Source organism: Rhodococcus sp. OS5, from assembly GCF_056837585.1.
Map to the genome: position 1 here is coordinate 2,617,301 of NZ_CM166368.1, position 21,722 is coordinate 2,639,022.

At 61.5% G+C, this 21,722-nt stretch carries 23 protein-coding genes; 17 read left to right on the top strand and 6 right to left on the bottom strand.

The features are described from left to right. Positions 1–59 precede the first annotated feature (59 nt). On the top strand, positions 60–866 hold the full coding sequence (locus ACVZUB_RS12365) for a helix-turn-helix transcriptional regulator (protein WP_007734863.1): 807 nt from the start codon (positions 60–62) through the stop codon (positions 864–866). A 115-nt stretch (positions 867–981) separates the two neighbouring features. Here ACVZUB_RS12365 and ACVZUB_RS12370 read toward each other — a convergent pair whose 3' ends face one another. Further along, complete coding sequence (locus ACVZUB_RS12370) at positions 982–1,716, bottom strand: hypothetical protein (RefSeq protein WP_030535439.1); 735 nt, start codon at positions 1,714–1,716, stop codon at positions 982–984. A gap of 266 nt (positions 1,717–1,982) precedes the next feature. On the opposite strand from ACVZUB_RS12370, the gene ACVZUB_RS12375 reads away from it, so the two are divergent. The 5 genes from ACVZUB_RS12375 (at position 1,983) to ACVZUB_RS12395 (ending at position 6,856) form a co-directional block, all read left to right on the top strand. Then, complete coding sequence (locus ACVZUB_RS12375) at positions 1,983–2,339, top strand: YraN family protein (protein WP_063316738.1); 357 nt, start codon at positions 1,983–1,985, stop codon at positions 2,337–2,339. Beyond that, positions 2,339–3,847 (top strand): YifB family Mg chelatase-like AAA ATPase, encoded by a 1,509-nt coding sequence (locus ACVZUB_RS12380; RefSeq protein WP_063316580.1) that lies wholly within the window; start codon positions 2,339–2,341, stop codon positions 3,845–3,847. The genes ACVZUB_RS12375 and ACVZUB_RS12380 overlap by 1 nt, the downstream gene beginning before the upstream one ends. After that, positions 3,844–4,971 (top strand): DNA-processing protein DprA, encoded by a 1,128-nt coding sequence (gene dprA / locus ACVZUB_RS12385; RefSeq protein ID WP_063316579.1) that lies wholly within the window; start codon positions 3,844–3,846, stop codon positions 4,969–4,971. Before ACVZUB_RS12380 ends, dprA begins: the two co-directional genes overlap by 4 nt. Before the next feature lie 461 nt (positions 4,972–5,432). Then, complete coding sequence (locus ACVZUB_RS12390; RefSeq protein ID WP_003942721.1) at positions 5,433–5,792, top strand: histone-like nucleoid-structuring protein Lsr2; 360 nt, start codon at positions 5,433–5,435, stop codon at positions 5,790–5,792. Between the two features lie 293 nt (positions 5,793–6,085). Next, a complete protein-coding gene (locus ACVZUB_RS12395) occupies positions 6,086–6,856 on the top strand; it encodes a siderophore-interacting protein (protein WP_063316578.1) in 771 nt (256 codons plus the stop codon). On the opposite strand, the gene ACVZUB_RS12400 is transcribed toward ACVZUB_RS12395, so the two are convergent. After that, positions 6,853–8,025 (bottom strand): multidrug effflux MFS transporter, encoded by a 1,173-nt coding sequence (locus ACVZUB_RS12400; protein ID WP_007734871.1) that lies wholly within the window; start codon positions 8,023–8,025, stop codon positions 6,853–6,855. The genes ACVZUB_RS12395 and ACVZUB_RS12400 overlap by 4 nt on opposite strands. Before the next feature lie 84 nt (positions 8,026–8,109). Here ACVZUB_RS12400 and ACVZUB_RS12405 point away from each other — a divergent pair, with 84 nt between their 5' ends. Further along, a complete protein-coding gene (locus ACVZUB_RS12405) occupies positions 8,110–9,036 on the top strand; it encodes a tyrosine recombinase XerC (RefSeq protein WP_003942767.1) in 927 nt (308 codons plus the stop codon). Positions 9,037–9,159: 123 nt separating this feature from the next. Next, positions 9,160–10,269, top strand: a complete 1,110-nt coding sequence (locus ACVZUB_RS12410; protein ID WP_003942711.1) for a MinD/ParA family ATP-binding protein — start codon at positions 9,160–9,162, stop codon at positions 10,267–10,269. 25 nt (positions 10,270–10,294) lie between these two features. Here ACVZUB_RS12410 and ACVZUB_RS12415 read toward each other — a convergent pair whose 3' ends face one another. Next, on the bottom strand, positions 10,295–10,789 hold the full coding sequence (locus tag ACVZUB_RS12415) for a M23 family metallopeptidase (protein ID WP_231915103.1): 495 nt from the start codon (positions 10,787–10,789) through the stop codon (positions 10,295–10,297). 313 nt (positions 10,790–11,102) lie between these two features. On the opposite strand from ACVZUB_RS12415, the gene rpsB reads away from it, so the two are divergent. From rpsB to ACVZUB_RS12445, 6 genes are all read left to right on the top strand, one after another. Further along, complete coding sequence (gene rpsB / locus ACVZUB_RS12420; RefSeq protein ID WP_003942709.1) at positions 11,103–11,960, top strand: 30S ribosomal protein S2; 858 nt, start codon at positions 11,103–11,105, stop codon at positions 11,958–11,960. Positions 11,961–12,112: 152 nt separating this feature from the next. Continuing rightward, on the top strand, positions 12,113–12,940 hold the full coding sequence (gene tsf / locus ACVZUB_RS12425) for a translation elongation factor Ts (RefSeq protein ID WP_054781688.1): 828 nt from the start codon (positions 12,113–12,115) through the stop codon (positions 12,938–12,940). Between the two features lie 200 nt (positions 12,941–13,140). Then, complete coding sequence (gene pyrH, locus ACVZUB_RS12430; RefSeq protein WP_003942722.1) at positions 13,141–13,869, top strand: UMP kinase; 729 nt, start codon at positions 13,141–13,143, stop codon at positions 13,867–13,869. 43 nt (positions 13,870–13,912) lie between these two features. Beyond that, positions 13,913–14,470, top strand: a complete 558-nt coding sequence (gene frr / locus ACVZUB_RS12435) for a ribosome recycling factor (RefSeq protein ID WP_042924420.1) — start codon at positions 13,913–13,915, stop codon at positions 14,468–14,470. A 48-nt stretch (positions 14,471–14,518) separates the two neighbouring features. Continuing rightward, positions 14,519–15,415, top strand: a complete 897-nt coding sequence (locus ACVZUB_RS12440) for a phosphatidate cytidylyltransferase (protein ID WP_003942673.1) — start codon at positions 14,519–14,521, stop codon at positions 15,413–15,415. 6 nt (positions 15,416–15,421) lie between these two features. Beyond that, positions 15,422–16,150, top strand: a complete 729-nt coding sequence (locus ACVZUB_RS12445) for a class I SAM-dependent methyltransferase (RefSeq protein WP_054827408.1) — start codon at positions 15,422–15,424, stop codon at positions 16,148–16,150. 79 nt (positions 16,151–16,229) lie between these two features. On the opposite strand, the gene ACVZUB_RS12450 is transcribed toward ACVZUB_RS12445, so the two are convergent. Further along, a complete protein-coding gene (locus ACVZUB_RS12450) occupies positions 16,230–17,072 on the bottom strand; it encodes an HpcH/HpaI aldolase/citrate lyase family protein (RefSeq protein ID WP_030535660.1) in 843 nt (280 codons plus the stop codon). A 95-nt stretch (positions 17,073–17,167) separates the two neighbouring features. After that, positions 17,168–17,578 (bottom strand): LapA family protein, encoded by a 411-nt coding sequence (locus tag ACVZUB_RS12455; RefSeq protein ID WP_073512295.1) that lies wholly within the window; start codon positions 17,576–17,578, stop codon positions 17,168–17,170. Positions 17,579–17,680: 102 nt separating this feature from the next. On the opposite strand from ACVZUB_RS12455, the gene rlmN reads away from it, so the two are divergent. Further along, positions 17,681–18,790 (top strand): dual-specificity RNA methyltransferase RlmN, encoded by a 1,110-nt coding sequence (gene rlmN / locus ACVZUB_RS12460; RefSeq protein ID WP_003942816.1) that lies wholly within the window; start codon positions 17,681–17,683, stop codon positions 18,788–18,790. Between the two features lie 78 nt (positions 18,791–18,868). Here rlmN and ACVZUB_RS12465 read toward each other — a convergent pair whose 3' ends face one another. Continuing rightward, on the bottom strand, positions 18,869–19,138 hold the full coding sequence (locus tag ACVZUB_RS12465; protein ID WP_003942762.1) for a DUF2631 domain-containing protein: 270 nt from the start codon (positions 19,136–19,138) through the stop codon (positions 18,869–18,871). A gap of 120 nt (positions 19,139–19,258) precedes the next feature. Between ACVZUB_RS12465 and dxr the strand changes: the two genes are divergently transcribed. After that, positions 19,259–20,416 (top strand): 1-deoxy-D-xylulose-5-phosphate reductoisomerase, encoded by a 1,158-nt coding sequence (gene dxr, locus ACVZUB_RS12470; protein ID WP_063316575.1) that lies wholly within the window; start codon positions 19,259–19,261, stop codon positions 20,414–20,416. A gap of 7 nt (positions 20,417–20,423) precedes the next feature. Next, on the top strand, positions 20,424–21,635 hold the full coding sequence (locus ACVZUB_RS12475) for a M50 family metallopeptidase (RefSeq protein WP_030535658.1): 1,212 nt from the start codon (positions 20,424–20,426) through the stop codon (positions 21,633–21,635). Positions 21,636–21,722: the final 87 nt, after the last annotated feature.

Genomic DNA, 21,722 nt, shown 5'->3' on the forward strand with positions numbered 1-21,722 from the left:
TTGCAGGATCGTCGGTCCATCCTTCAGGATGGACTCGGATACGCCCAGAAAGACGCAAAATGTCCACTATCGAGTACTCGACTCGCCCAAAGTCCTTGCTAGCGCTGCCCGATAGTCGCGGACGGACATTCAAAGATTTTCAGGTCTACACCAACGTCGTCGAGGGCGTGACCGCGTACGGGGCTCACCGCCACCCGGAGCATCAGATCGCCTGGATGAGTGAAGGGACGATGCAGATTGCTGCCGGGGGCAACGTGTGGCACCTGCACAGCGAGCACTTGGTCTGGTTGCCGGGCACCGTTCTCCACGACATGACGCTTCTGTCGGCGGGATGCATGATCGCGGCCTATGCGCGTCCGGATCTACGCCCTGGCGGGCCCAGGTGGACTCAGCCACTTGTTCTCGAAGTCGATGCTTTATCCGCTCAATTGCTGCGCCATCTCGCAGATCGGACCATCGACGATGCTCGGCGGTTGATGAGTCAGGAGTTGCTCTACGACATTCTTGCTGCCGCGCCCGAACGGCACGACGTCCTCGCGGTTCCTCGCAATGCTGCGGCGAGTTCGGTTTCTGCCCGCATCCTTGCCGATCCGGCAGACTCGCGAACATTAGGGGAGTGGGCGGGTGAACTCGGGGTCAGTTCCAAGACTTTGATGCGTGCCTTTGTCGCCGATACCGGGATTACCTTCGGACAGTGGAGGACTCGCGCCCGAATGTATGCGTCGCTCGAGATGCTCGCGCGGGGTGAGGGTGTCAACGACGTTGCCCCGCAGGTGGGTTACCGAACCAGTAGCGGGTTCATCGCCGCATTTCGGGAAACCTTCGGTACGACGCCGGCCCGGTACGGCGGAAAGCTGACGCGGTGATTTGCTGATGATTTCTTGAACTCGGTTGACGGCAAAGCTTTGTTCGGCAACGTAGAAATGGGCCGAGTTGCCAGCATGTGCTGTTGGCTCGGCCCATTTACTAATCTGAACTGAGTCAGCTCATGTTGCCGAGCACATTGCCCAGGACGCCGCTGATGACATTGGTCATCGACCCCTGCGGGTCGGTCAGGGAGCCGAATACCTGGCCCGATCCGGAGTTGAGCGAGCCGAAGCCCATGTCTTCGAGGCTTCCGGCGCCGGCCTCGACGGGGTTCGGCTGCCGGATGGTGACACACACGCCCATCGGATTGATGTCCCAGTCGCCCGCCGCCAGCACAATGTTGGTGCCGGCGCCGCTGTCGAGCTGAGAGCCGACAACTGCGTTATCGGGAACCTTGTAGGTGGTCTCCAATGCGATGATGCCGCCACCAGCAGTGGTCCATCCGCCGCCCTTTGCCACCACGGAGTTGTTGCCGACGACGACGGTCTTGGTGACGTCGTCCCACTTCTGGTCGCCGATAAGCCATTTGACGTTCAGGCGAGCCTTGACCAGCTGGAATCCTGCCGGGTGGAAATCGCGGATCTGATTGACGAGTGCTCCCGAACCGGAAACCTTTGTCAGGTAGGTGACCGTCTGTCCCGGGGCGACCTTGCCGTCGCCGACAACCTCCTTGCTGACGGTGTACGGCGTCCCGAGGGAACCGGCCCAACTGTCGGTGACCGACTGGTTGAGCGCGCATGCCGGTGCTGCTTGCGCCACCGAGGCTCCAAGTCCAACAGTGACGCCGGCGGCGATGAGAACGAGGGATGTAGTGGTTGCTACTGCGTGGCGAAGTGAGCGGCGGGCCATGTAGAACTCCATTCAGCGGGGTGCGTGACGGTTTGAGCAAAACTGTAACTAGTTCTACTGGACTTTCGTCCAAGATGTGGCTGATTTCAGAAAATTGTCAGGTTTCGGGTCGCCGTTGGTGTGTCGCGCTGCCGAATTCCACAGGTTCCGAGTTGTGAACAGGTTGTTTTCGGATGGCTTGGTTTTGTGGTGGTGGGTCGAGGGTGGTGGTTGGGACGCGCTTCGTATGGGGCGGGCGCGCGGTCGTGTGAGTGGTGGGGGCTGCGATGGCGAGGAATATGGCGTTGGGGGCTCGGGGCGAGGATGTGGCTGTCGAGTTCCTGATCGATGCGGGTTTGGAGATTGTCGAACGCAATTGGCGTTGTCGGTACGGCGAGTTGGATGTGATTGCGACGTCCGGTGATCGAATTGTGTTCGTGGAGGTGAAGACTCGGTCGGGTGTCGGGTACGGGAGTCCGGCGGAGTCGGTGACGTTCGCGAAGCAGCGTCGGATTCGGGTGTTGGCGATGCAGTGGCTCACTGATTCGGGTCGGTCGTGGTCGAGGGTGCGTTTTGATGTGGTGGCTGTGTTGATCGGTCGCGACGGTGTGCCTTCGGTCGAGCATTTTGTGGATGCGTTCTGATGGCGTTGGGGCGGGCGCATTCTGTTGCGGTCAGTGGTGTGGACGGGCAGATCGTGGAGATCGAGGCGGATATCGGGCGCGGGTTGCCTGCGGTGCATTTGGTGGGGCTGCCTGATACGGCGTTGCACGAGTCGCGTGATCGGATTCGGGCCGCGGTGACCAATTCTGGTGAGGAGTGGCCGGACAGCAAGGTGATTTTGGCGTTGTCGCCGGCGACGTTGCCGAAGGTGGGCAGTGTTTACGATTTGGCGTTGTCGTTGTCTGTTCTCGATGCGGCGAAGAAGTTGCCGCGGAAGTTGTTGCGGGAGACTGTGTTTTTGGGGGAGTTGGCACTCGACGGTCGTTTGCGGACGGTGCGCGGTGTGTTGCCTGCGGTGCTTGCGGCGAAGCGGGCGGGATGGGGGACTGTGGTGGTTCCAGCTCGGGCGTTGGCAGAGGCGGGCCTGGTCAAGGGGATCGAGGTGCTGGGTGCCGATGATTTGTCTGCGGTGATCGGGTGGTTGCGTGGTGAGTTGGCGCTGGCTGTTCCCGATGTCTTCGAGCGCGCTGATGTGGTGACGGCGCGGGATCTGAGTGAGGTTGTCGGGCAGACGGATGCTCGGTGGGCGATAGAGGTTGCTGCGGCGGGTGCGCATCATTTGATGTTGACGGGTCCGCCGGGGATCGGGAAAACGATGTTGGCGCAGAGGCTTCCGGGGATTCTTCCACCGTTGACGGAGGGGGAGTCGTTGGAGGTGACGGCGATTCATTCGGTGGCGGGGGTGTTGCCGGAGGATCGGCCGTTGATCGATATGCCGCCTTTCATTGCGCCGCATCACAGTTCGTCGGTCAGTTCGCTGGTGGGTGGTGGTAGTGGGATGGCTCGTCCTGGTGCGGTCAGCCGCGCCCATCGCGGCGTGCTGTTTCTCGACGAATGTGCCGAGATCGGGGTGAAGGTGCTCGAAGCGCTACGCACGCCACTCGAAGACGGGGAAGTGCGAATCGCCCGGCGGGACGGAGTGGCGCGTTATCCGGCGCGATTCCAGCTCATCCTGGCCGCGAATCCGTGCCCGTGCGCGCCGCCCCGAGACGCGGATTGCGTCTGTGCGCCCGCGGCACGTCGCCGATACCTGGGTAAATTGTCCGGCCCGTTGTTGGACCGGGTCGACATTAGAGTCCGGATGCAGGCGGTTGCAACCGGAGCGCTGATCGACGAAGTGGGGGAAAGCACCAGCGATGTTCGTGCGCGCGTGGCGGCAGCTCGAGACACTGCGGCCCAGCGGTGGAGTGAGTACGGGTGGCGGACCAACGCGGAGGTACCAGGGCCGGCGTTGAGACAGAAGTTCAGACTCTCGCGTGCGGCGCTGGCGCCGGTGGAACGGGCGCTACGTAAAGGGGTGATCACAGCTCGAGGGGCGGACCGAGCGTTGCGGGTTGCCTGGAGTGTCGCCGATCTGGCAGGTGAGGCGATGCCCGGACCAGATCAAGTTGTCACCGCACTCGACTTCCGCGACAGGGGATTCCAATGACTGCACACGACCCACGACTACTTGCCTGGGCATATCTGTCCCGCGTCGTGCAAGGGCCCAGCGCGTATATGTCCATGTTGATCGACGAGCTCGGGGTCGAAGAAACTGCGAGGGCGGTTCGCAACGGCGATCTGCCACCCGCGATCGAGGAGAAGACGCGAGCCCGCGCTCACATCGACACAGCCCAACGAGACCTCGACCTGATGGAGGCGATGGGTGGCAGACTCGTAACACCGAACTGCGCCGATTGGCCGGCGTGGCGAATGCTTTCCTTTGACGGACTCGATCCCTCCGGGGGTGAGACGGCACCATTTGTGTTGTGGGTGTTGGGGTCCGGGGATTTGGTTGATCTGACCGAGAGATCGGTTGGAATTGTGGGCACGCGGGCATCTACTGCGTACGGCGAACACGTGACGGCAGAGATTGCCGGTGACCTGGCTGTCGACGGGTGGACCGTGATTTCCGGGGCGGCCTTCGGTATCGACGGGGCCGCGCACCGCGCTGCATTGGGCGTAGGTGGAACCACACTGGCTGTCTTGGCCTGTGGGGTCGATCGAGCGTATCCGTCAGGGCATGCGCGACTACTCAAACAGATAGCGAGTTCGGGTGCAGTGATAAGTGAATATCCACCGGGCACAACACCTGCAAAGTTCCGGTTTCTGGCAAGGAATCGACTGGTAGCTGCGTTGTCGGACGGAGTAGTGGTGGTCGAGGCGGGTTGGCGCAGTGGTGCACGCAATACCGCCAATTGGGCTCGGAAGTTAGGCCGTCCCGTGATGGCGGTGCCCGGACCGGTTACCTCGGCATCGTCGACCGGATGCCACCGGATGATCCGAGAAGGTGAAGCGCAACTCGTTTCCAATGCCGTGGATGTAGTCGAAGCGTCAGGCCCATTTGGTGTCGGGGATTCCGCGGAGGATGCGGCCGCGACGCGTGACATCGACGCATTGCGAGGCAATTCTCGATTGGTATACGAAGCATTGCCGGGAACGGGGTCTCGCAGTACGCGTGAGTTGTCCGAGGAATCGGGATTGCTCATAGCTCAGGTTCGTGCCACTCTTCCTCTGCTCGAACTGGAGGGATTTGCAAGTTCTGATTCGAGTGGATGGTTTCGGACGCGGTAGTACGTGAACTACTTCTGCGCCCGTCAGACCATGCGTGGCGATGCTCACTAATCGTTTGCGAAGACCGTGAATCGTCAATACCCGCAGCGCATCGGAAATGGCACGTCAGGGCTATTTTTCACGAATTTGCTCGACTGTGTGCAATGTAATTCTCGATGCGTTTCGCCGACCCGACCTGCAAGTTCGACGGGTCTCAGGAAAGCCTCAGGTCAATGTGCATGGAAGTCCGATTAGTCTGGATCACGATGACGGCGGGCATTGATTGACACCCGGCATCCGAGGGATGAATGTGCAGAATTTTCAGGGTCGTGTTCGGTCGAGGCAATGCCGCTAACCCGCTGCTAATTCGGACCATTGAGTCTGTTCGGAAACGGTGAAGGCTTTCGAACTTCTTTTGTTCATCAACGCTCTATCTGTGTATTGTGAAGGAGAATTGAATCGATCATTGAAAGAGGAGTGCAATGGCTGAGAAGCTGATTCGGCAACTCATCGACGACCTTGATGGTAAGCCGATTGACGATGGATTCGGTGATCGAATTGAGTTCTCTTACCAGGGAACGGATTACGTGATCGATCTGCGCGCCACCAATGCAGAGAAGTTCGACGCTGCGGTGAAGCCGTTCGTCGAGGCTGCTGCGAAGGTGAGCGGGAAGCGCGGCAAGAAGGCTCAGGCTGCATCTCCGCAGGCCACATCAGGTTCCGGACGCTCCAAGGAGACGCTCCAGGCCATCCGTGACTGGGCAGGTAAGAACGGTTACGAAGTTGCTCCGCGTGGGCGTATCAAAGCGGAAATCATCGACGCTTTCGACGCTGCACACTAGATTGAATTAAATACACCTCTGGCTCTCGGCGAACTCGCCGGGAGCCAGAGGTGTATTTTACTGTTGCTTTGCCGAGTTCTCGGACAGCTTTGTCCGACAGGTCGTCCGTGTGAAGCAGATCAAATAATTCGTCTAAACAGCACCGAATTTACCCAGCAGATTGGTCGGTTTCTTTCGCTCTGTACAAAGGTCGACAGAGCGCTGTGTGGAGTCGCCGGCGAGGTATTTCGCCCTCGTGCTGCAATTGTCGTGTACATTAGTTAGGTAACACTAACTTTCGGAAGGATCTTTCTGTGGCCAAGCCGACAACTGCATTGACGGTTCTGCGGACCGAACAATTGACCCCCCATATGGTACGAGTGTTTCTCGGGGGACCAGGCTTCGAGTCGTTCACTCCCAGCGAATACAGCGATTCCTATGTAAAGATCGAATTCGGCACTCCTGATCAGCCGACACTGCGCACCTACACGATTCGTTCGTACGATCTTGATGCCAAAGAGATTGCAATCGATTTTGTCGTCCACGGCGACATGGGTGTCGCAGGTCCGTGGGCCGCGTCAGTTCAGCCGGGCGCTGAGATTACTCTGCGGGGACCTGGTGGCGCGTTTTTGCCGTCACCAACCGCTGATTGGTATCTCTTCGTCGGAGACGAGACCGCAATACCCGCTATTTCCGCGTCGATAGCGCGATTGGCGCCGAATGCGGTCGGCTACGCCGTTGTCGAAGTCGGGGGACCGGAAGACGAAATCGCGCTCGATGCCCCAGAAGGTATTGCCGTGACCTGGCTACATCGCGGGGCATCGTCCGATGCGGTCGGCGAAGAATTAGCGGGCGACAACGCTCCGGTTGTCGCCGAGGTCAAGGCACTCGAATGGTTGCCGGGCGAACCGCACGTGTTCATTCACGGTGAAGCACAAGCCGTCATGCACAACCTCCGACCGTACATTCGCAAGGAACGAAATGTCCCGGCGTCGGCTGCTTCTATTTCCGGCTATTGGCGTCGTGGTCGCACCGAAGAGGGCTTCCGGGTCTGGAAGTCCGAACTCGCCGCGGCCGAAAACTAACTCGCGGCGGCCGTGCCGCGAGTCAGCAACACGAGCGCAACGGCCGCGAGAACTCCGAAGGTGGGAATTGCGATTGCCATCGGAACTGCCGTGTCTTCTCCCGCAATTCCCACCAACGGCGAAACCAGCGCCGCCAAGCCGAACTGGCCCGCTCCCATCAGCGCTGAACCGGTCCCGGCCGCGTTGGTGACCTCTCCTTGGGCGAGAGCGGTCGCATTGCCCATGATGAACCCGATGCTCGAAATTGCCACGAACAGTGGGACCAAGATCAACCAGGTATTCGTGGAACTGAAAACCACGCTGGTGCAGAACAATACGGCGCCGCCCATGAGGAGTAGGCACACCCCGAAACGCAGCAGCGTGCGTGCTCCGACGCGACCGAGCAGGCGAGTGGTGATCATCGCTGCCGTGACCATTCCGGTGGCGTTCACTGCGAACGCGATCGAGAATTGTGACGGACTCAGCCCGAGAACGTTCTGAACGACGAACGGTGACGCGGAGATGTACGCGAACAAGGCGCCGAATCCGAAGACGAATGCGAGCGCATATCCGAGGTAGTGCCGATTGCGGACCACGTATCGCAGATTCGAGATCAGGGCCTTCAATCCGCCGCCGTGGCGTCGCTCGGGCGGAAGTGTCTCGGGAACGAGCAAAACGACACCAGCCACCATTACAGCGCCCGCGACCGCCAGGACCCAGAAGATCCCGCGCCACCCGACGGGGCCGAGAAGTGCGCCGCCGATCAGTGGCGCGACCACGGGAGCGATACCGCCGATGATCATCATGATGCTGAAGAGCTTCGCTGCGTCGTCGCCGCGCGCTCGGTCGGCAATACAAGCGCGGGCAAGAACGATGGCAGCGCCTCCACTCAAGCCCTGGACGAGTCGTGCACCGATGAGAAACTCGATGTTCGGCGCCACCGCGCATGCCGCGCCGCTCAGTGCCGTGATGATTGTCGCGGCCAGCAGTATTCGTCGCCTGCCAAGTCCGTCGGAGATCGGACCGATGATCAGCTGGCCGATTCCGAGGCCTGCCATGAAGGTGGTCAGCGTGAGCTGAACGCTGGCCGCAGTAGTGTCGAGTGCATCCGCCATCAACGGTAGGCCGGGCAGGTACATATCGATGGACAGTGGAGCGATTGCGGAAATCAGTGCCAGTACGCACAATATCTTCACAGGAATTGCTCGATTCACCGATCAACCCTATCGGCGAGGGAGCTTGCAGTTTCAATCGCGGCGAGCGAGCGTGTGTTCATGACTGACGCATTGCCGGCGAGCTTGAGCGTTCACCTCGATGCGTATGCCGAGCACCTCCGACTGAGCCGAGGCCGGTCGGAACACACGATCCGCGCCTACGTCGGTGACGCGCGGGCATTGCTGACCCATTTCTCCGCGGGTTCGGAGAATGCAGATCTCGACCGCCTCGACCTAAGTGTCATGCGTTCGTGGTTGGCCGCCCAGAATGCCGTAGGAACAGCCCGTACGACGGTAGCTCGACGGGCTTCTTCGGCGCGTGGGTTCACTGCGTGGCTCGCGCAGACCGGACGCATTTCCGTCGACCCGGGCACACGTCTGGCGGCTCCACCCGCTCGCCGGACGCTGCCGACGGTGCTGCGTCAGAGCCAGGCCCTCGACGCAATGGATGCGGCGGAAAGCGGTGCGCAGCAACAAGAGCCGCTCGCCCTGCGAGACCGACTCATCGTGGAATTGTTGTACTCCACCGGAATTCGCGTCGGCGAGTTGTGTGGACTGGACGTCGAGTCGGTCGATGCCGATCGACGATTGCTTCGTGTTCTCGGCAAGGGGAACAAGGAGCGGTCGGTGCCATACGGCCTGCCCGCAGAATCGGCACTGAACGGCTGGCTGGAGCACGGACGACCCGCGCTGTGTTCGGATCGGTCCGGGCGAGCGTTGCTCCTCGGAGTTCGAGGCGGCCGGCTCGATCAGCGTCAGGCGCGTTCGGTGGTCCACGAAACCATGGCTGCAATTCCAGGGGCTCCCGACATGGGTCCGCACGGGCTTCGGCACTCGGCTGCGACACATTTGCTGGAGGGTGGTGCGGACCTTCGTGTGGTCCAAGAACTCCTCGGTCATGCGAGTTTGGCGACCACTCAGCTGTACACGCACGTGTCGGTCGAACGGCTTCGATCCGTCCACGATCAGGCCCATCCGCGCGCCTGATTTGTGGAGCGACGCGAGTTCTCGGCTGGTATTTGGTAGCGTCGCAGCTCAGAAGAGTGAACAATCGGCAAAGTTCGATCGTCGTATCGAGACACTCGATTACATGCGATATCCGGGGGATTCGTGAACCGCCAAGATGTGAAGCACCTGCCGAACAGCGGCCAACCAGCCTGGCTGTCCGAATCGCCGCAACCGGCTCCCGAGCCGGCGCCGACGCCGGAGCCTGTGGCGCGACTGCAAGAGGTCTGGTCCACGCCACCGCCACCGTCGAGCCAACAGCAGGTGACAAACCAGGATCTGGTTGCCGAAGCTTTACTGAAACGCCCGAAACGGACGCCGCGTGGCGGCTGGCGTAGGGGATTGCATCGTGCGACCGGAGGTGTGGTCAATCTGGGGGATTCGACCAACGAACAGCGCAACCGTGCACTGGCCGCCCGAATCGAGCAGCCGATCCGCAACGACTACCGAGTCGCTCTGCTCTCGCTCAAAGGGGGAGTGGGCAAGACGACGGTCACGGTCGGACTCGGTGCGACGTTTGCTTCGCTGCGTGGTGACTGCGTCGTGGCGGTTGACGCCAATCCCGATTTCGGGACCTTGGCACAACGTGTTCCGCTGCAGACCAATTCGACAGTGCGCGATCTGATTGCTGCTAGACCGGACATAAAGAGCTATTCGGACGTTCGAGTGCACACATCCCAGTCGTCGAGTCGTCTCGAGGTGCTGGCGAGTGAGCAGGATCCGGCGATTTCGGAGGCATTCAGCGAGGCCGACTATCGCCAGGTCATCGACATCTTGCAGGTCTACTACAACATCATCCTCACTGATTGCGGTACCGGGATCATGCACTCGGCGATGAACGGCGTTCTCGATCTTGCCAATTCGTTGGTTCTGGTCAGTTCGCCGGCAATCGACGGAGCGCGCAGTGCGGCGGCAACGCTCGATTGGCTTCAGTTGCACGGATACGGCCATCTGGTCGAGCGGACCGTCGTCGTCATCAGCGCCGCCCGACCAGGGTCGAGCGTCATCGACATGGACGCGTTGGTGGACTATTTCATGCGTCGATGCCGCGCCGTCGAGGTCATTCCTTTCGACGAGCATCTCGCGGAGGGGTCGGTGATGGACCTCGAATTGATGCGACCGGCCACCAGACGAGCGTTCATGGAACTGGCAGCGATGGTGGCCGACGACTTCGCGGACGCTGTGGGTCGGCACGCCGTCTCCGAGTGGCACTGATTCTGCGACCGATTTCTGCGACCGATCAGCCTCCTTTCAATGGCTTGAGCCTGAGCGGTTGCGACCGAACCAGTCCGAGTGGATCGAGATACTCGCGTCCTCTGCGCAAGCCCCAGTGCAAACATGCTTCGACAGCGCACCCTTCGTGCCCGGTTTCAAGGGTTCCGATCACTGACCTGGCTGCGACGCGTTCACCTGTGCGAACGACTGCGGTGACGGGTTCGTAGGTCGTGCGTAGGCCGCCGGAATGATCGATCGACACCGTCGGCTTTCCGGCGACCACTCCCGCGAACACCACGATGCCGTCGCCGGCCGCGAGGACGGATTGGCCGGCGCTGCCGCCGAGATCGACCCCGCGATGACCCGGCAGCCAGTTCTCGGCCGGTTTGTCGAAAGCGCGTTCCACGTGCGGCCGAGGAGCGAGCGGCCAGTCGAATCGCGTGTCTGCTGACGCCGTGCCTACGGCGACACAGCAGGAGATCACGGCAAAGACCACGCCTCGTCGAGCTCCGCGCAACATCGTCATTCCTTGATCTTGCGTGGAGTAGCGCACGCTTCAATGCAGATCAGACGGGTAATCCACAAGGTAGCCACCGATCCACAACCGCCGGTTCGGTCTGTTGCTTCCGGGGTGGTTATGGCATCGGGGGACGAGGACGTACACTTGTCGAGCGGTCTGTGCTCGCACAGTCCGACTTCGCGCGCCCGCGCACGTTTTCCGGCCTCGGCTGGTCCTGGTTCTCACGAAACAGGTCCGACGGCCGTGCGGGTGCCAGGGCAGGGATCACCCGATCGCCTGCATCAACCGGATTGAAAGTTTGAGGTACACAGCCATGGCTGTCGTAACCATGAAGCAGATGCTCGATAGTGGAACCCACTTCGGACATCAGACCCGTCGCTGGAACCCGAAGATGAAGCGATTCATCTTGACCGACCGCAACGGCATCTACATCATCGACCTCCAGCAGACGCTGACGTACATCGACAAGGCGTACGAGTTCGTCAAGGAGACCGTTGCCCACGGCGGCACCGTTCTCTTCGTCGGTACCAAGAAGCAGGCGCAGGAGTCCATCGCTTCCGAAGCGACTCGCGTCGGAATGCCCTACGTCAACCAGCGTTGGCTCGGCGGCATGCTCACCAACTTCACCACCGTTCACAAGCGTCTGCTTCGCCTCAAGGAGCTCGAGGCAATGGAGCAGACCGGTGGATTCGAAGGTCGCACCAAGAAGGAAATCCTCATGCTCACGCGTGAGATGACCAAGCTGGATCGCACCCTCGGTGGTATCCGCGACATGGCCAAGGTTCCTTCCGCGGTGTGGATCGTCGACACCAACAAGGAGCACCTGGCAGTTGCCGAGGCTCGCAAGCTGAACATCCCGGTCATCGCGATCCTGGACACCAACTGCGACCCCGACCTCGTCGACTACCCGATCCCGGGCAACGACGACGCCATCCGTTCCGCAGCACTGCTGACCAAGGTTGTCGCTTCCGCGGTTGCCGAAGGTGTGCAGGCACGTGCAGGACTGAGCGCCGACAAGGACGCGAAGCCCGAAGCCGGCGCAGGCGAGCCCCTCGCCGAGTGGGAGCAGGAACTGCTCTCGCAGGCAGCTCCGGCCGCAGAGGCTGAGGCAGCTCCGGCTGCAGAGGCTGAGGCAGCCCCCGCCGCAGAGGCACCGGCCACCGAGGCCTGATTCGTTGAAACCGGCCCTGACCAAGAGTTCTTTTGGTCAGGGCCGTTTCACCGTTAGGCCCGAGCACCACCGTCAGGCCGTGCTTCACCGTTAGGCCGTGCTTCACCGTTAGTCCTAGGTCCGAAACAGACACATGAGGAGGCTCGCTAATCATGGCGAACTACACCGCCGCTGACGTCAAGCGGCTCCGTGAGCTCACCGGCTCCGGAATGATGGCATGTAAGAACGCACTCGCAGATGCAGACGGCGATTTCGACAAGGCCGTCGAGCAGCTGCGCATCAAGGGCGCGAAGGATGTCGGAAAGCGCGCAGAGCGCACCACCGCTGAGGGTCTCGTCGTCGCCAAGGACGGCGTCATGATCGAGATCAACTGCGAGACCGACTTCGTGGCCAAGAACGACGAGTTCATCAAGCTGGCCGACGAGATCGTGACCGTCGCTGCTGCTGGTAAGCCTGCTGACCTCGACGCTCTCAAGGCGCTCGAGCTCGACGGCAAGACCATCGACACCGTCATTGCGGAGCAGTCCGCGAAGATCGGTGAGAAGCTCGAACTGAGCCGCGTCGCTTCCTTCGACGGCCCCGTTGCCGTTTACCTGCACAAGCGCAGCTCCGACTTGCCGCCCGCTGTCGGCGTTCTCGTCGAGTACACCGGTGAAGGCGATGCTGCTGCTGAGGCCGCTCGCGGCGCTGCAATGCAGGTCGCAGCACTCAAGGCGAAGTACGTCACGCGTGACGAGGTTCCCGAGGAGATCGTCGCTTCCGAGCGTCACATCGCCGAAGAGACCGCCCGCGCAGAAGGCAAGCCCGAGCAGGCACTGCCGAAGATCATCGAAGGCCGCGTCAACGGTTACTTCAAGGACGTCGTTCTGACCGAGCAGTCTTCGGTCACGGACTCCAAGAAGACCGTCAAGGCGATCCTCGACGATGCAGGCGTGACCATCAAGCGCTTCGTGCGTTTCGAGGTCGGCGCCTCCGCTTAATTCGGAGCCCGCACACATGGACCCCGCCTGAAGAGCATTTGCTCTACCGGCGGGGTCTACGTGTACCTGGGGCCTCCGATGAGGCAGGATGAGAGTGCCTCGGGACGAGTCCCGGGGGCTTTCCTATGCCGCGGTGTCCGATTCGGCGGCAGAAGAAGAATGAAGGACCTACAAGGTCTTGTATCGAACTGAGGAGAACAATGTCCGAACCAGCCAACGAACGTCCAGGATTCAAGCGGGTCCTGCTCAAACTCGGCGGCGAAATGTTCGGAGGCGGCAAAGTCGGTCTCGATCCCGACGTGGTCACCAAGGTGGCTGAGCAGATCGCAGAGGTCGTTCGATCGGGCGTACAGGTTGCAGTGGTCATCGGCGGCGGAAACTTCTTCCGCGGAGCGGAACTGCAGCAGCGTGGCCTCGATCGCGCGCGCTCCGACTACATGGGCATGCTAGGCACCGTCATGAACTGCCTCGCTCTGCAGGATTTCCTGGAGAAGGCGGGCGTCGATTCTCGCGTGCAGACGGCCATCACCATGGGCCAGGTCGCCGAGCCGTACCTCCCCCTTCGCGCACGCAGGCACCTCGAGAAGGGGCGCGTAGTCATCTTCGGTGCCGGGATGGGTATGCCCTACTTCTCGACTGACACCACTGCTGCGCAGCGCGCGCTGGAGATCGGTGCCGAGGTAGTGCTGATGGCCAAGGCTGTCGACGGCGTCTACTCGGCCGACCCGCGTCTCGACCCGGACGCGACGATGTACGAACAGATCACGCACCGTGAGGTCATCGAACGTGAGCTCAAGGTCGCGGACGCGACGGCATTCAGCCTGTGCATGGACAACTCGATGCCGATGATGGTGTTCAACCTCCTCACCGAAGGAAACATCGCTCGCGCGGTGTCCGGTGAGAAGATCGGCACCCTGATCAAGTCGTGAGTGACACCCAAAAAATGATGCAGAACAACATGGAGGAACAGCCGTGATCGATGAAGCGCTCTTCGAGGCAGAAGAGAAGATGGAAAAGGCTGTCACGGTAGCCAAGGACGATCTCGGCTCGGTTCGCACCGGACGCGCGAACCCCGGTATGTTCTCGCGCATCGTGATCGACTACTACGGTTCGATCACGCCGATCACGCAGCTCGCGAGCATCAACGTCCCCGAGGCCCGCATGGTCATCGTCAAGCCGTACGAGGCCTCGCAGCTCAACGCGATCGAGACGGCGATCCGCAACTCGGATCTCGGTGTGAACCCGTCCAACGACGGCAGCATCATCCGCATTTCGGTTCCGCAGCTCACGGAAGAGCGTCGACGTGAACTGGTGAAGCAGGCCAAGTCCAAGGGCGAGGATTCGAAGGTCACGCTGCGCAACATCCGCCGCAAGGCGATGGACGAACTCAGCCGGATCCAGAAGGACGGTGAAGCCGGCGAGGACGAGGTCGGTCGCGCAGAGAAAGAACTCGACAAGACCACGGCGAAGTACGTGCACACGGTCGAGGAACTCGTCAAGCACAAGGAAGCAGAGTTGATGGAGGTATAGCCTCCTCATTTGCAGTGTTTGTCGTCGGGAGTAGATCAGGGAGTTTGGGTGCACGCACAAGAGGGAACCGCCGGTGGTCCCGTCACGGACGGGCCTACGGGCGGCGCTGAGGGCGCGCAACCGCCGAAGTCGAAGGCGGGCAGGAACCTACCTGCCGCCATCGGCGTCGGAGCTGGCCTCGGCGCCTTGGTCATCGGCACTTTGATCTTCCTGCCCCCGGGATGGATCGCTGTCGTCGCGATCGCGATGTTCATCGCGACGTGGGAGGTCACCACGCGGCTTCGTGAAGCCGACATCGAGGTGCCGCGAATTCCGCTTCTCGTCGGCGGGCAAGCCACGATCTGGCTCGGCTGGCCGTGGGGACCGGTCGGGGTGCTCAGCGGATTCACCGCGACCGTTCTGGTGTGCATGGTGTGGCGGTTGTTCGACCACGGGCTCAAGGCGACCCCGAAGAACTTCCTGCGAGACACCTCCATCACGGTGTTCGTTCTGGCGTGGATCCCGCTGTTGGCGTCATTCGGTGCGTTGATGGTGCTCGAAGACGACGGCCCCGGTCGCGTCTTCGTCTTGATGATCGGTGTCGTGTGCTCCGACATCGGCGGCTACGCGGCTGGAGTGCTGTTCGGGAAGCACCCGATGGTGCCGGCTGTGAGCCCGAAGAAGTCCTGGGAGGGATTCGTCGGCTCCCTCATTTTCTGCGTCATCGGCAGTTTGCTTTCGGTGACGTTGATCCTCGACGCGAATTCGATGATCGGCGTCCTGCTCGGTGTCGTCCTGGTGGTAGTCGCGACGGTCGGCGACCTGATCGAATCGCAGATCAAGCGTGAACTCGGCATCAAGGACATGGGAACCTTGCTTCCCGGCCACGGCGGAATCATGGACCGCCTGGATTCACTCCTGCCGTCGGCATTTGTCACCTGGCTGATTCTGTACGCACTCGTCTGATTTCTCGTGCGTGATTTCTTCTCCGGCCGTTCCAAGCCGATCCCCAGCCCGAACATCTGGCATTGGCCGGACGTGTACGAAATCGAGAACCGCGCGCAGGACGTCGACGGTTCCCTCTGGGCCGCGATGCGAGCCCAGGTCGACTGGTCTGGACGCGATGTCGTCGATGTCGGCTGTGGGGCGGGGTTCCATCTACCGGAGTTCGCTCGTACTGCCCGTCGTGTTGTCGGAGTGGAGCCGCACGCACCGCTGGTGAGGGCCGCGCGGGAACGAACCCGCGATTCGGCGTCGATCGACGTAGTCCAGGGTTCAGCAGAGTCCACGGGTCTGGTGGATGCTTCAGTCGATCTCGTTCATGCCCGTACGGCGTACTTCTTCGGAAAAGGCTGCGGCCCGGGAATTCGTGAGGCCATGCGCATCCTGAGGCCCGGGGGAGTCTTGCTGATCGTGGATCTCGATGTGAGCGCCGGCCCGTACGGGGAGTGGATGAGGGCGGATCTGCCCAAATACGATCCCGCGGCGGTCGAAGCGTTCTTCGAGGCTCAAGGATTCTCGCTCACGCGCGTCGAGACCCGGTGGGAGTTCGAGAATCGAGACGATATGCGGCGGGTACTCGGAATCGAGTTCACCGAGAAGACTGCCGAGCGTGCGTTCTCGCAAGTAACGGGATTGGGCTTCACGGTGCGATACCGGATCCATGTTCGGTCCAAACCACGATCACTCGAACTTGCGTGAAGGCGGGCTCAAAAGACGAACGTCAGGCGCTCCGACTTGAGCGCCTGACGTTTTCTGCACCGATTCAGTAGTAAAAAAATCAGTGATCGGTGGGGATGTGGAACAGGGTGGCGAGCTTGTGAATCTTCTTCGCCTTGGCGAGCTTGGGCAAGTCGCTGCCGTCGCGCACGCGTGAGCCGTCTTCGCCGAGATCGTCGATGACATTCTGAGCCCAGATCGCGTCGGCTACAGAGGGACTCAGTCCTGCGTTGACGGGGGCAGTCTGCGCGGTGGTCATGCAGAGTTTGCCGGCCATGCCGAGTGACAAGGTGATCGCACAGTCTCGGGCGAGCAGATCCAGATCGGGGCCGAGCGTGGGACCGTCGATCGGCGGAGCGATGCGTGCCGCGCGGCTGGCGATGGTGAGCCGCGAACGCGGGTACGACATCGACGTGGGGGAGTCGTCCATCCCAGTGTCGCGCCGGAAGTCGCCGCTGCCGAATGCGAGACGGAAGATGCCGTCAGTGCGTGCGATCTCGGGCGCAGCCTCGAGTCCCACCGCGGATTCGACGAGAGCAAGAATCTTGGTGCCGTCGGGAAGTCGCTCGGCCGTGGCGTCGGCCTGCTGACCGCTTTCGGTCTTTGCGAGCATGACACCCTCGAGTCCGGGGAGGCCCGCGAGTACGGCCAGATCCTCTTCCCAGAACGGTGTCGTGGCGTCGTTGATCCGAACCCAGGCGTGATTGTGTTCGCTCAGGAATGCGGCGACATCGCGGCGGGCAGCTGGTTTGTTGGGTGCGGTGACGGCATCCTCGAGGTCGAGAATGACGGCGTCGGCCGCACTCGCGAGTGCGGCGTCGAAGGTGTCCGGTTTGGACGCGGGGACGAGGAGCCAGGATCTTGCCTGCTGCGGGGCAATTCGCGAGGTCACAGGTCTCTCCATGTGAGTAGTCACATCAGGGCCTTTCCGGTGATTTCCACGACATCAATGATGCCTGCTGGCCCATCGATCGACCCAATTGCGTAACTAGATTTCAGTCACATCTGCCGCTTCGCTGCGCGCCGGATCTGAATGATGCGAACGCCGCCTGCCAACGCCATGATCAATGCGCCCGCGATGGCGGAAAGCAGGATCGTGATTCCGAGCGGAAAGTCGATCTGCCAGGCGAGGATCTTGACGGAGACGCTCTCGAGGTTCTGCAGGATGAACACCAGCAGTAAGATCAACACGATTGCACCTATGACCAGGCCAACCCAGGTCGTGGCGGCTCTGGTTCGGTCGGTGACCGACGTTCCGGTCGGCACCGGTTCAGGCGTCGGTGTCGGTTCCGGATCGTGTTTTTCCACTGCCTTGTTCTCGTCCACCTTCGGAAGTTCCGGATCGGGGCCGAAACCGTCGGCTGGGCCGTACACGGGGGAATTCGACGGATCCTCTGGTGTGGTTGACATGACATGATCATCACTCAACCTGCGCGAAGTTGCACGGGTAATCCGGCCACAATCGGGTGGCAGTGGGGTAGCACCCCAAAACAATGGGACAATGGTGTAACTATGGCTGCCTCTCTTCCCCTCGTTTTCACTGCACCCAAGCGCGGAATGCCTCCACGGCACCTCGCCGATCTCGATTCCGCCGAGCGCAAAGAAGCGGTGAAAGAGCTCGGCCTTCCGGCTTTCCGGGCCGATCAGCTGGCGCGTCAGTACTACGCGCGGCTGGAAGCCGATCCGGAGAAGATGACCGATCTCCCCGCATCGGTGCGCGAGAAGGTTGGGGAGTCGCTGTTCCCGACCTTGTTGACCCCGATCAAGCACCTCGCGTGCGATTCGGGCGACACTCGCAAGACCCTGTGGAAGGCACATGACGGAACGCTGCTCGAAAGCGTCTTGATGCGCTATCCCGACCGGGCAACACTTTGCATCTCGAGTCAGGCAGGCTGCGGAATGGCCTGCCCGTTCTGTGCGACGGGTCAGGGCGGCCTCGACCGCAACCTCTCGACCGCCGAGATCGTCGATCAGGTTCGCGAGGCAGCGGCCGCCATGCGCGACGGTGAAGTCGCCGGCGGCCCCGGACGCCTCTCGAACGTCGTGTTCATGGGTATGGGCGAGCCTTTGGCGAACTACAAGCGTGTGGTGGCAGCGGTACGACGGATCACCTCGCCTGCACCCGACGGCCTCGGCCTGTCTCAGCGGTCCGTCACGGTCTCGACCGTCGGCCTCGCTCCCGCGATCCGCAAGCTCGCTGACGAAGGCCTGAGCGTCACGCTGGCGGTATCGCTGCACACACCGGACGACGAACTGCGCGACACTCTTGTCCCGGTCAACAATCGCTGGTCAGTGTCGGAGGTACTTCAGGCTGCCCGGTACTACGCAGACAAGACCGGTCGCCGTGTGTCAATCGAGTACGCGATGATCAAGAACGTCAACGATCAGCCGTGGCGTGCGGACATGCTGGGCAAGAAGCTGAAGAAAGCACTCGGCGGGTTGGTGCACGTCAACCTGATTCCGCTCAACCCGACTCCGGGCAGCGAGTGGGACGCGAGCCCCAAGGACGTCGAGCGCGAGTTCGTGCGTCGGGTCATCGCCCAGGGCGTCTCGTGCACGGTGCGCGATACGCGCGGTCAGGAAATCGCCGCAGCCTGTGGCCAGCTGGCAGCCGAGAACTGAAACGTTCCAGGCCTGAAACACGTAAAGAGAAGGCCTCCACGAACTTTCGTTCGTGGAGGCCTTCTCTTTGTCAGGTTTCTAGCGCGGGCGGCGACGGATGACGATGTCGCGGACCAGAATGAAGATCATCAATCCGGCGGTGCCGATGAGCCACAGATCCTCGACCTTGCCGTGATGGTTTCCGATCATCATCAGAAGCAGGAATATTGCGAAGAACCATCCGAGGAAACGGAAAAACTTGAGTCCTTCACCACTCCACCCCCATGCGGCAGAGGGAACCTCGGCCTCATCGACGTGCGAGACCACGACGGGGGCGCTGGACTTGACGTCCAACTGGGTATCGGCCACGGTCGATCCTCCTGCTCATTCGGTTGCACTACTGCCCAATATGGTGACATACGACTGCCTGTCGTACGTAGTTGGGCGTCGATAAGGTTGTTCTCAGGTGTTATCAGGAACAATGGGCGAGTGCAGGAAACCACACGTACCCGCGTCCTCCTCCTCGGCAGTACCGGTTCGATCGGTACCCAAGCGCTGGAGGTCATCGCTGCCAACCCCGACCGTTTCGAAGTAGTCGGTCTTGCAGCGGGCGGCAACAACGTCGAGTTGTTGGCCGAACAGATTCGTGCAACCGGCGTCACGGACGTCGCCGTCGCCGATCCTGCAGCGGCATCGGCGCTGGAATCGGTAACCGCCCGTTCGGGACCGAGCGCCGTGACAGAACTGGTTCGGGACAGCGGTGCCGATGTTGTCCTCAATGCGCTCGTCGGTTCGTTGGGACTCGAACCGACACTGGCGGCTTTGAACTCGGGAGCGCGCCTGGCGCTGGCGAACAAGGAATCGCTTGTCGCCGGCGGAGCGCTGGTGACGAAAGCCGCCGCCCCCGGTCAGATCGTGCCGGTCGACTCGGAGCATTCGGCGCTTGCCCAGTGCCTACGTGGTGGAACAGGCGACGAGGTGGCCCGGTTGGTTCTCACCGCTTCGGGTGGGCCGTTCCGTGGCTGGAGCGCCGAGGAGCTCGAAAGTGTGAATCCGGCTCAGGCAAAAGCGCACCCCACCTGGTCGATGGGCCCCATGAACACCCTCAACTCGGCAACTCTGGTCAACAAGGGCCTCGAGTTGATCGAGACGAACCTGCTGTTCGGGATCGACTACGACCGCATCGACGTCACCGTGCATCCGCAATCGATCGTGCACTCCATGGTGACCTTCTTCGACGGATCGACGCTGGCACAGGCGAGTCCACCGGACATGAAGCTCCCGATCGCTCTCGCTCTCGGCTGGCCGGACCGCATCGAAGGTACGGCGTCGGCATGCGACTTCACCACCGCCTCCACCTGGGAATTCGAGCCGCTCGATTCGTTGGTGTTCCCCGCCGTCGATCTGGCGCGAAGCGCAGGAAAATCCGGAGGTTGCTTCACCGCGATCTACAACGCGGCCAACGAAGTGGCGGCTCAGGCATTCCTCGACGGTGTCATTTCCTTCCCGGCGATCGTCCGCACGGTGGCTGCTGTTCTCGACGATGCAGGTCAATGGTCCGCAGAACCGGTTACCGTGGACGACGTTCTGGCCGCAGACGGCTGGGCACGCACACGAGCGCGTCAGCTCGTGAAGCAGGAGGGCTAGAGCTTTCATGGTTTTTGCACTGGGCGTAGTGCTGTTTGCCCTCGGCATCGGCGTGTCCATCGCCCTGCACGAAGCCGGTCACATGTGGACGGCCAAGGCTTTGGGAATGAAGGTTCGCCGCTACTACATCGGCTTCGGACCGAAGATCTTCTCGTTCCGTCGAGGTGAGACCGAGTACGGCCTCAAGGCGCTGCCGCTGGGCGGATTCTGCGACATCGCGGGCATGACGGCCCTCGACGAGATGACGCCTGAAGAAGAGCCGCACGCGATGTACAAGAAGGCGGCGTGGAAGCGCGTCGTCGTCATGTCCGGCGGTATCGCGATGAACTTCATTCTCGGGTTCCTCCTGATCTACGCATTGCTTCTCGGCTGGGGCCGAACTGAGCCCGCTCAGCCAGTGGTCCAAGAGGTCACGTGTGTGGCCCCCGATCAGCTGGGCCAGGACGGCAACTTCGAGCTGACAGAGTGCTCGGGTGGGGGCCCCGCGGGAGATGCGGGCCTGCAATCGGGAGATCGGATCACCGCAGTCGACGGAAAGTCGACGAGCACCTTCCCTGAGGTGGCAGCAGCTATTCGAGGTGTGGATGGTCCGATCGTGTTGTCGGTTGATCGCGACGGAGAGGCCTTGTCGATCACGGTCGTGCCCGAACGAGTCCAGCGATATGTGAACTCGGCCAGTGGCGTTCCCGTGAAGCAGGAAGTATCCGCTGTCGGAATCGGTGGACCGGGCTCGGCGCTGGTCGAGTACAACGCTCTCACGGCTGTTCCGGCAGCCTTCGACTACACCGGCCAGATCATGGTCGACTCGGTGAAGGCGTTGGCTGACATTCCGTCGAAGGTGGGGGCTCTGTGGGAGTCGATCACGGGCGGCGAACGCGCCCAGGACACACCGATCAGCGTGGTCGGTGCCAGCGTGATCGGTGGCGAGGCCGCAGATCGAGCCGAGTGGCCGATGTTCGTCGGACTGCTCGCATCGATCAACTTCTTCCTCGGTGTTTTCAACATCCTGCCGCTGTTGCCGCTCGACGGCGGTCACATCGCGGTGGTCTTCTACGAGAAGATCCGTGATTGGTTCCGCGCCCGCCGAGGCTTGATTCCCGGCGGCCCGGTCGACTACACGCGACTCCTTCCGATTACTTACGTATTCATCGTGATCGGTGGCGCGTTCATGTTGCTGACACTCACGGCTGACATCGTCAATCCGATCAAGATCTTCTGACCGTGTGAGAAGGGTGACGGTTGCCGCGCGGTAGTGCGGCGATCGCCCGGCTAAACTTGCAGTGAAGCTATGAAAGAAGGCACAGAC

Excerpts from the sequence above, each read along its gene's own strand:
- ACVZUB_RS12370 (WP_030535439.1), bottom strand. The coding sequence starts at position 1,716 with ATGGCCCGCCGCTCACTTCGCCACGCAGTAGCAACCACTACATCCCTC.
- tsf (WP_054781688.1), top strand. The coding sequence starts at position 12,113 with ATGGCGAACTACACCGCCGCTGACGTCAAGCGGCTCCGTGAGCTCACC.
- ACVZUB_RS12405 (WP_003942767.1), top strand. The coding sequence starts at position 8,110 with ATGACTGACGCATTGCCGGCGAGCTTGAGCGTTCACCTCGATGCGTAT.
- ACVZUB_RS12380 (WP_063316580.1), top strand. The coding sequence starts at position 2,339 with ATGGCGTTGGGGCGGGCGCATTCTGTTGCGGTCAGTGGTGTGGACGGG.
- ACVZUB_RS12390 (WP_003942721.1), top strand. The coding sequence starts at position 5,433 with ATGGCTGAGAAGCTGATTCGGCAACTCATCGACGACCTTGATGGTAAG.
- ACVZUB_RS12455 (WP_073512295.1), bottom strand. The coding sequence starts at position 17,578 with ATGTCAACCACACCAGAGGATCCGTCGAATTCCCCCGTGTACGGCCCA.
- pyrH (WP_003942722.1), top strand. The coding sequence starts at position 13,141 with ATGTCCGAACCAGCCAACGAACGTCCAGGATTCAAGCGGGTCCTGCTC.
- ACVZUB_RS12475 (WP_030535658.1), top strand. The coding sequence starts at position 20,424 with ATGGTTTTTGCACTGGGCGTAGTGCTGTTTGCCCTCGGCATCGGCGTG.
- rpsB (WP_003942709.1), top strand. The coding sequence starts at position 11,103 with ATGGCTGTCGTAACCATGAAGCAGATGCTCGATAGTGGAACCCACTTC.
- ACVZUB_RS12450 (WP_030535660.1), bottom strand. The coding sequence starts at position 17,072 with ATGGAGAGACCTGTGACCTCGCGAATTGCCCCGCAGCAGGCAAGATCC.
- ACVZUB_RS12415 (WP_231915103.1), bottom strand. The coding sequence starts at position 10,789 with ATGTTGCGCGGAGCTCGACGAGGCGTGGTCTTTGCCGTGATCTCCTGC.
- ACVZUB_RS12375 (WP_063316738.1), top strand. The coding sequence starts at position 1,983 with ATGGCGAGGAATATGGCGTTGGGGGCTCGGGGCGAGGATGTGGCTGTC.
- ACVZUB_RS12365 (WP_007734863.1), top strand. The coding sequence starts at position 60 with ATGTCCACTATCGAGTACTCGACTCGCCCAAAGTCCTTGCTAGCGCTG.
- rlmN (WP_003942816.1), top strand. The coding sequence starts at position 17,681 with ATGGCTGCCTCTCTTCCCCTCGTTTTCACTGCACCCAAGCGCGGAATG.
- dprA (WP_063316579.1), top strand. The coding sequence starts at position 3,844 with ATGACTGCACACGACCCACGACTACTTGCCTGGGCATATCTGTCCCGC.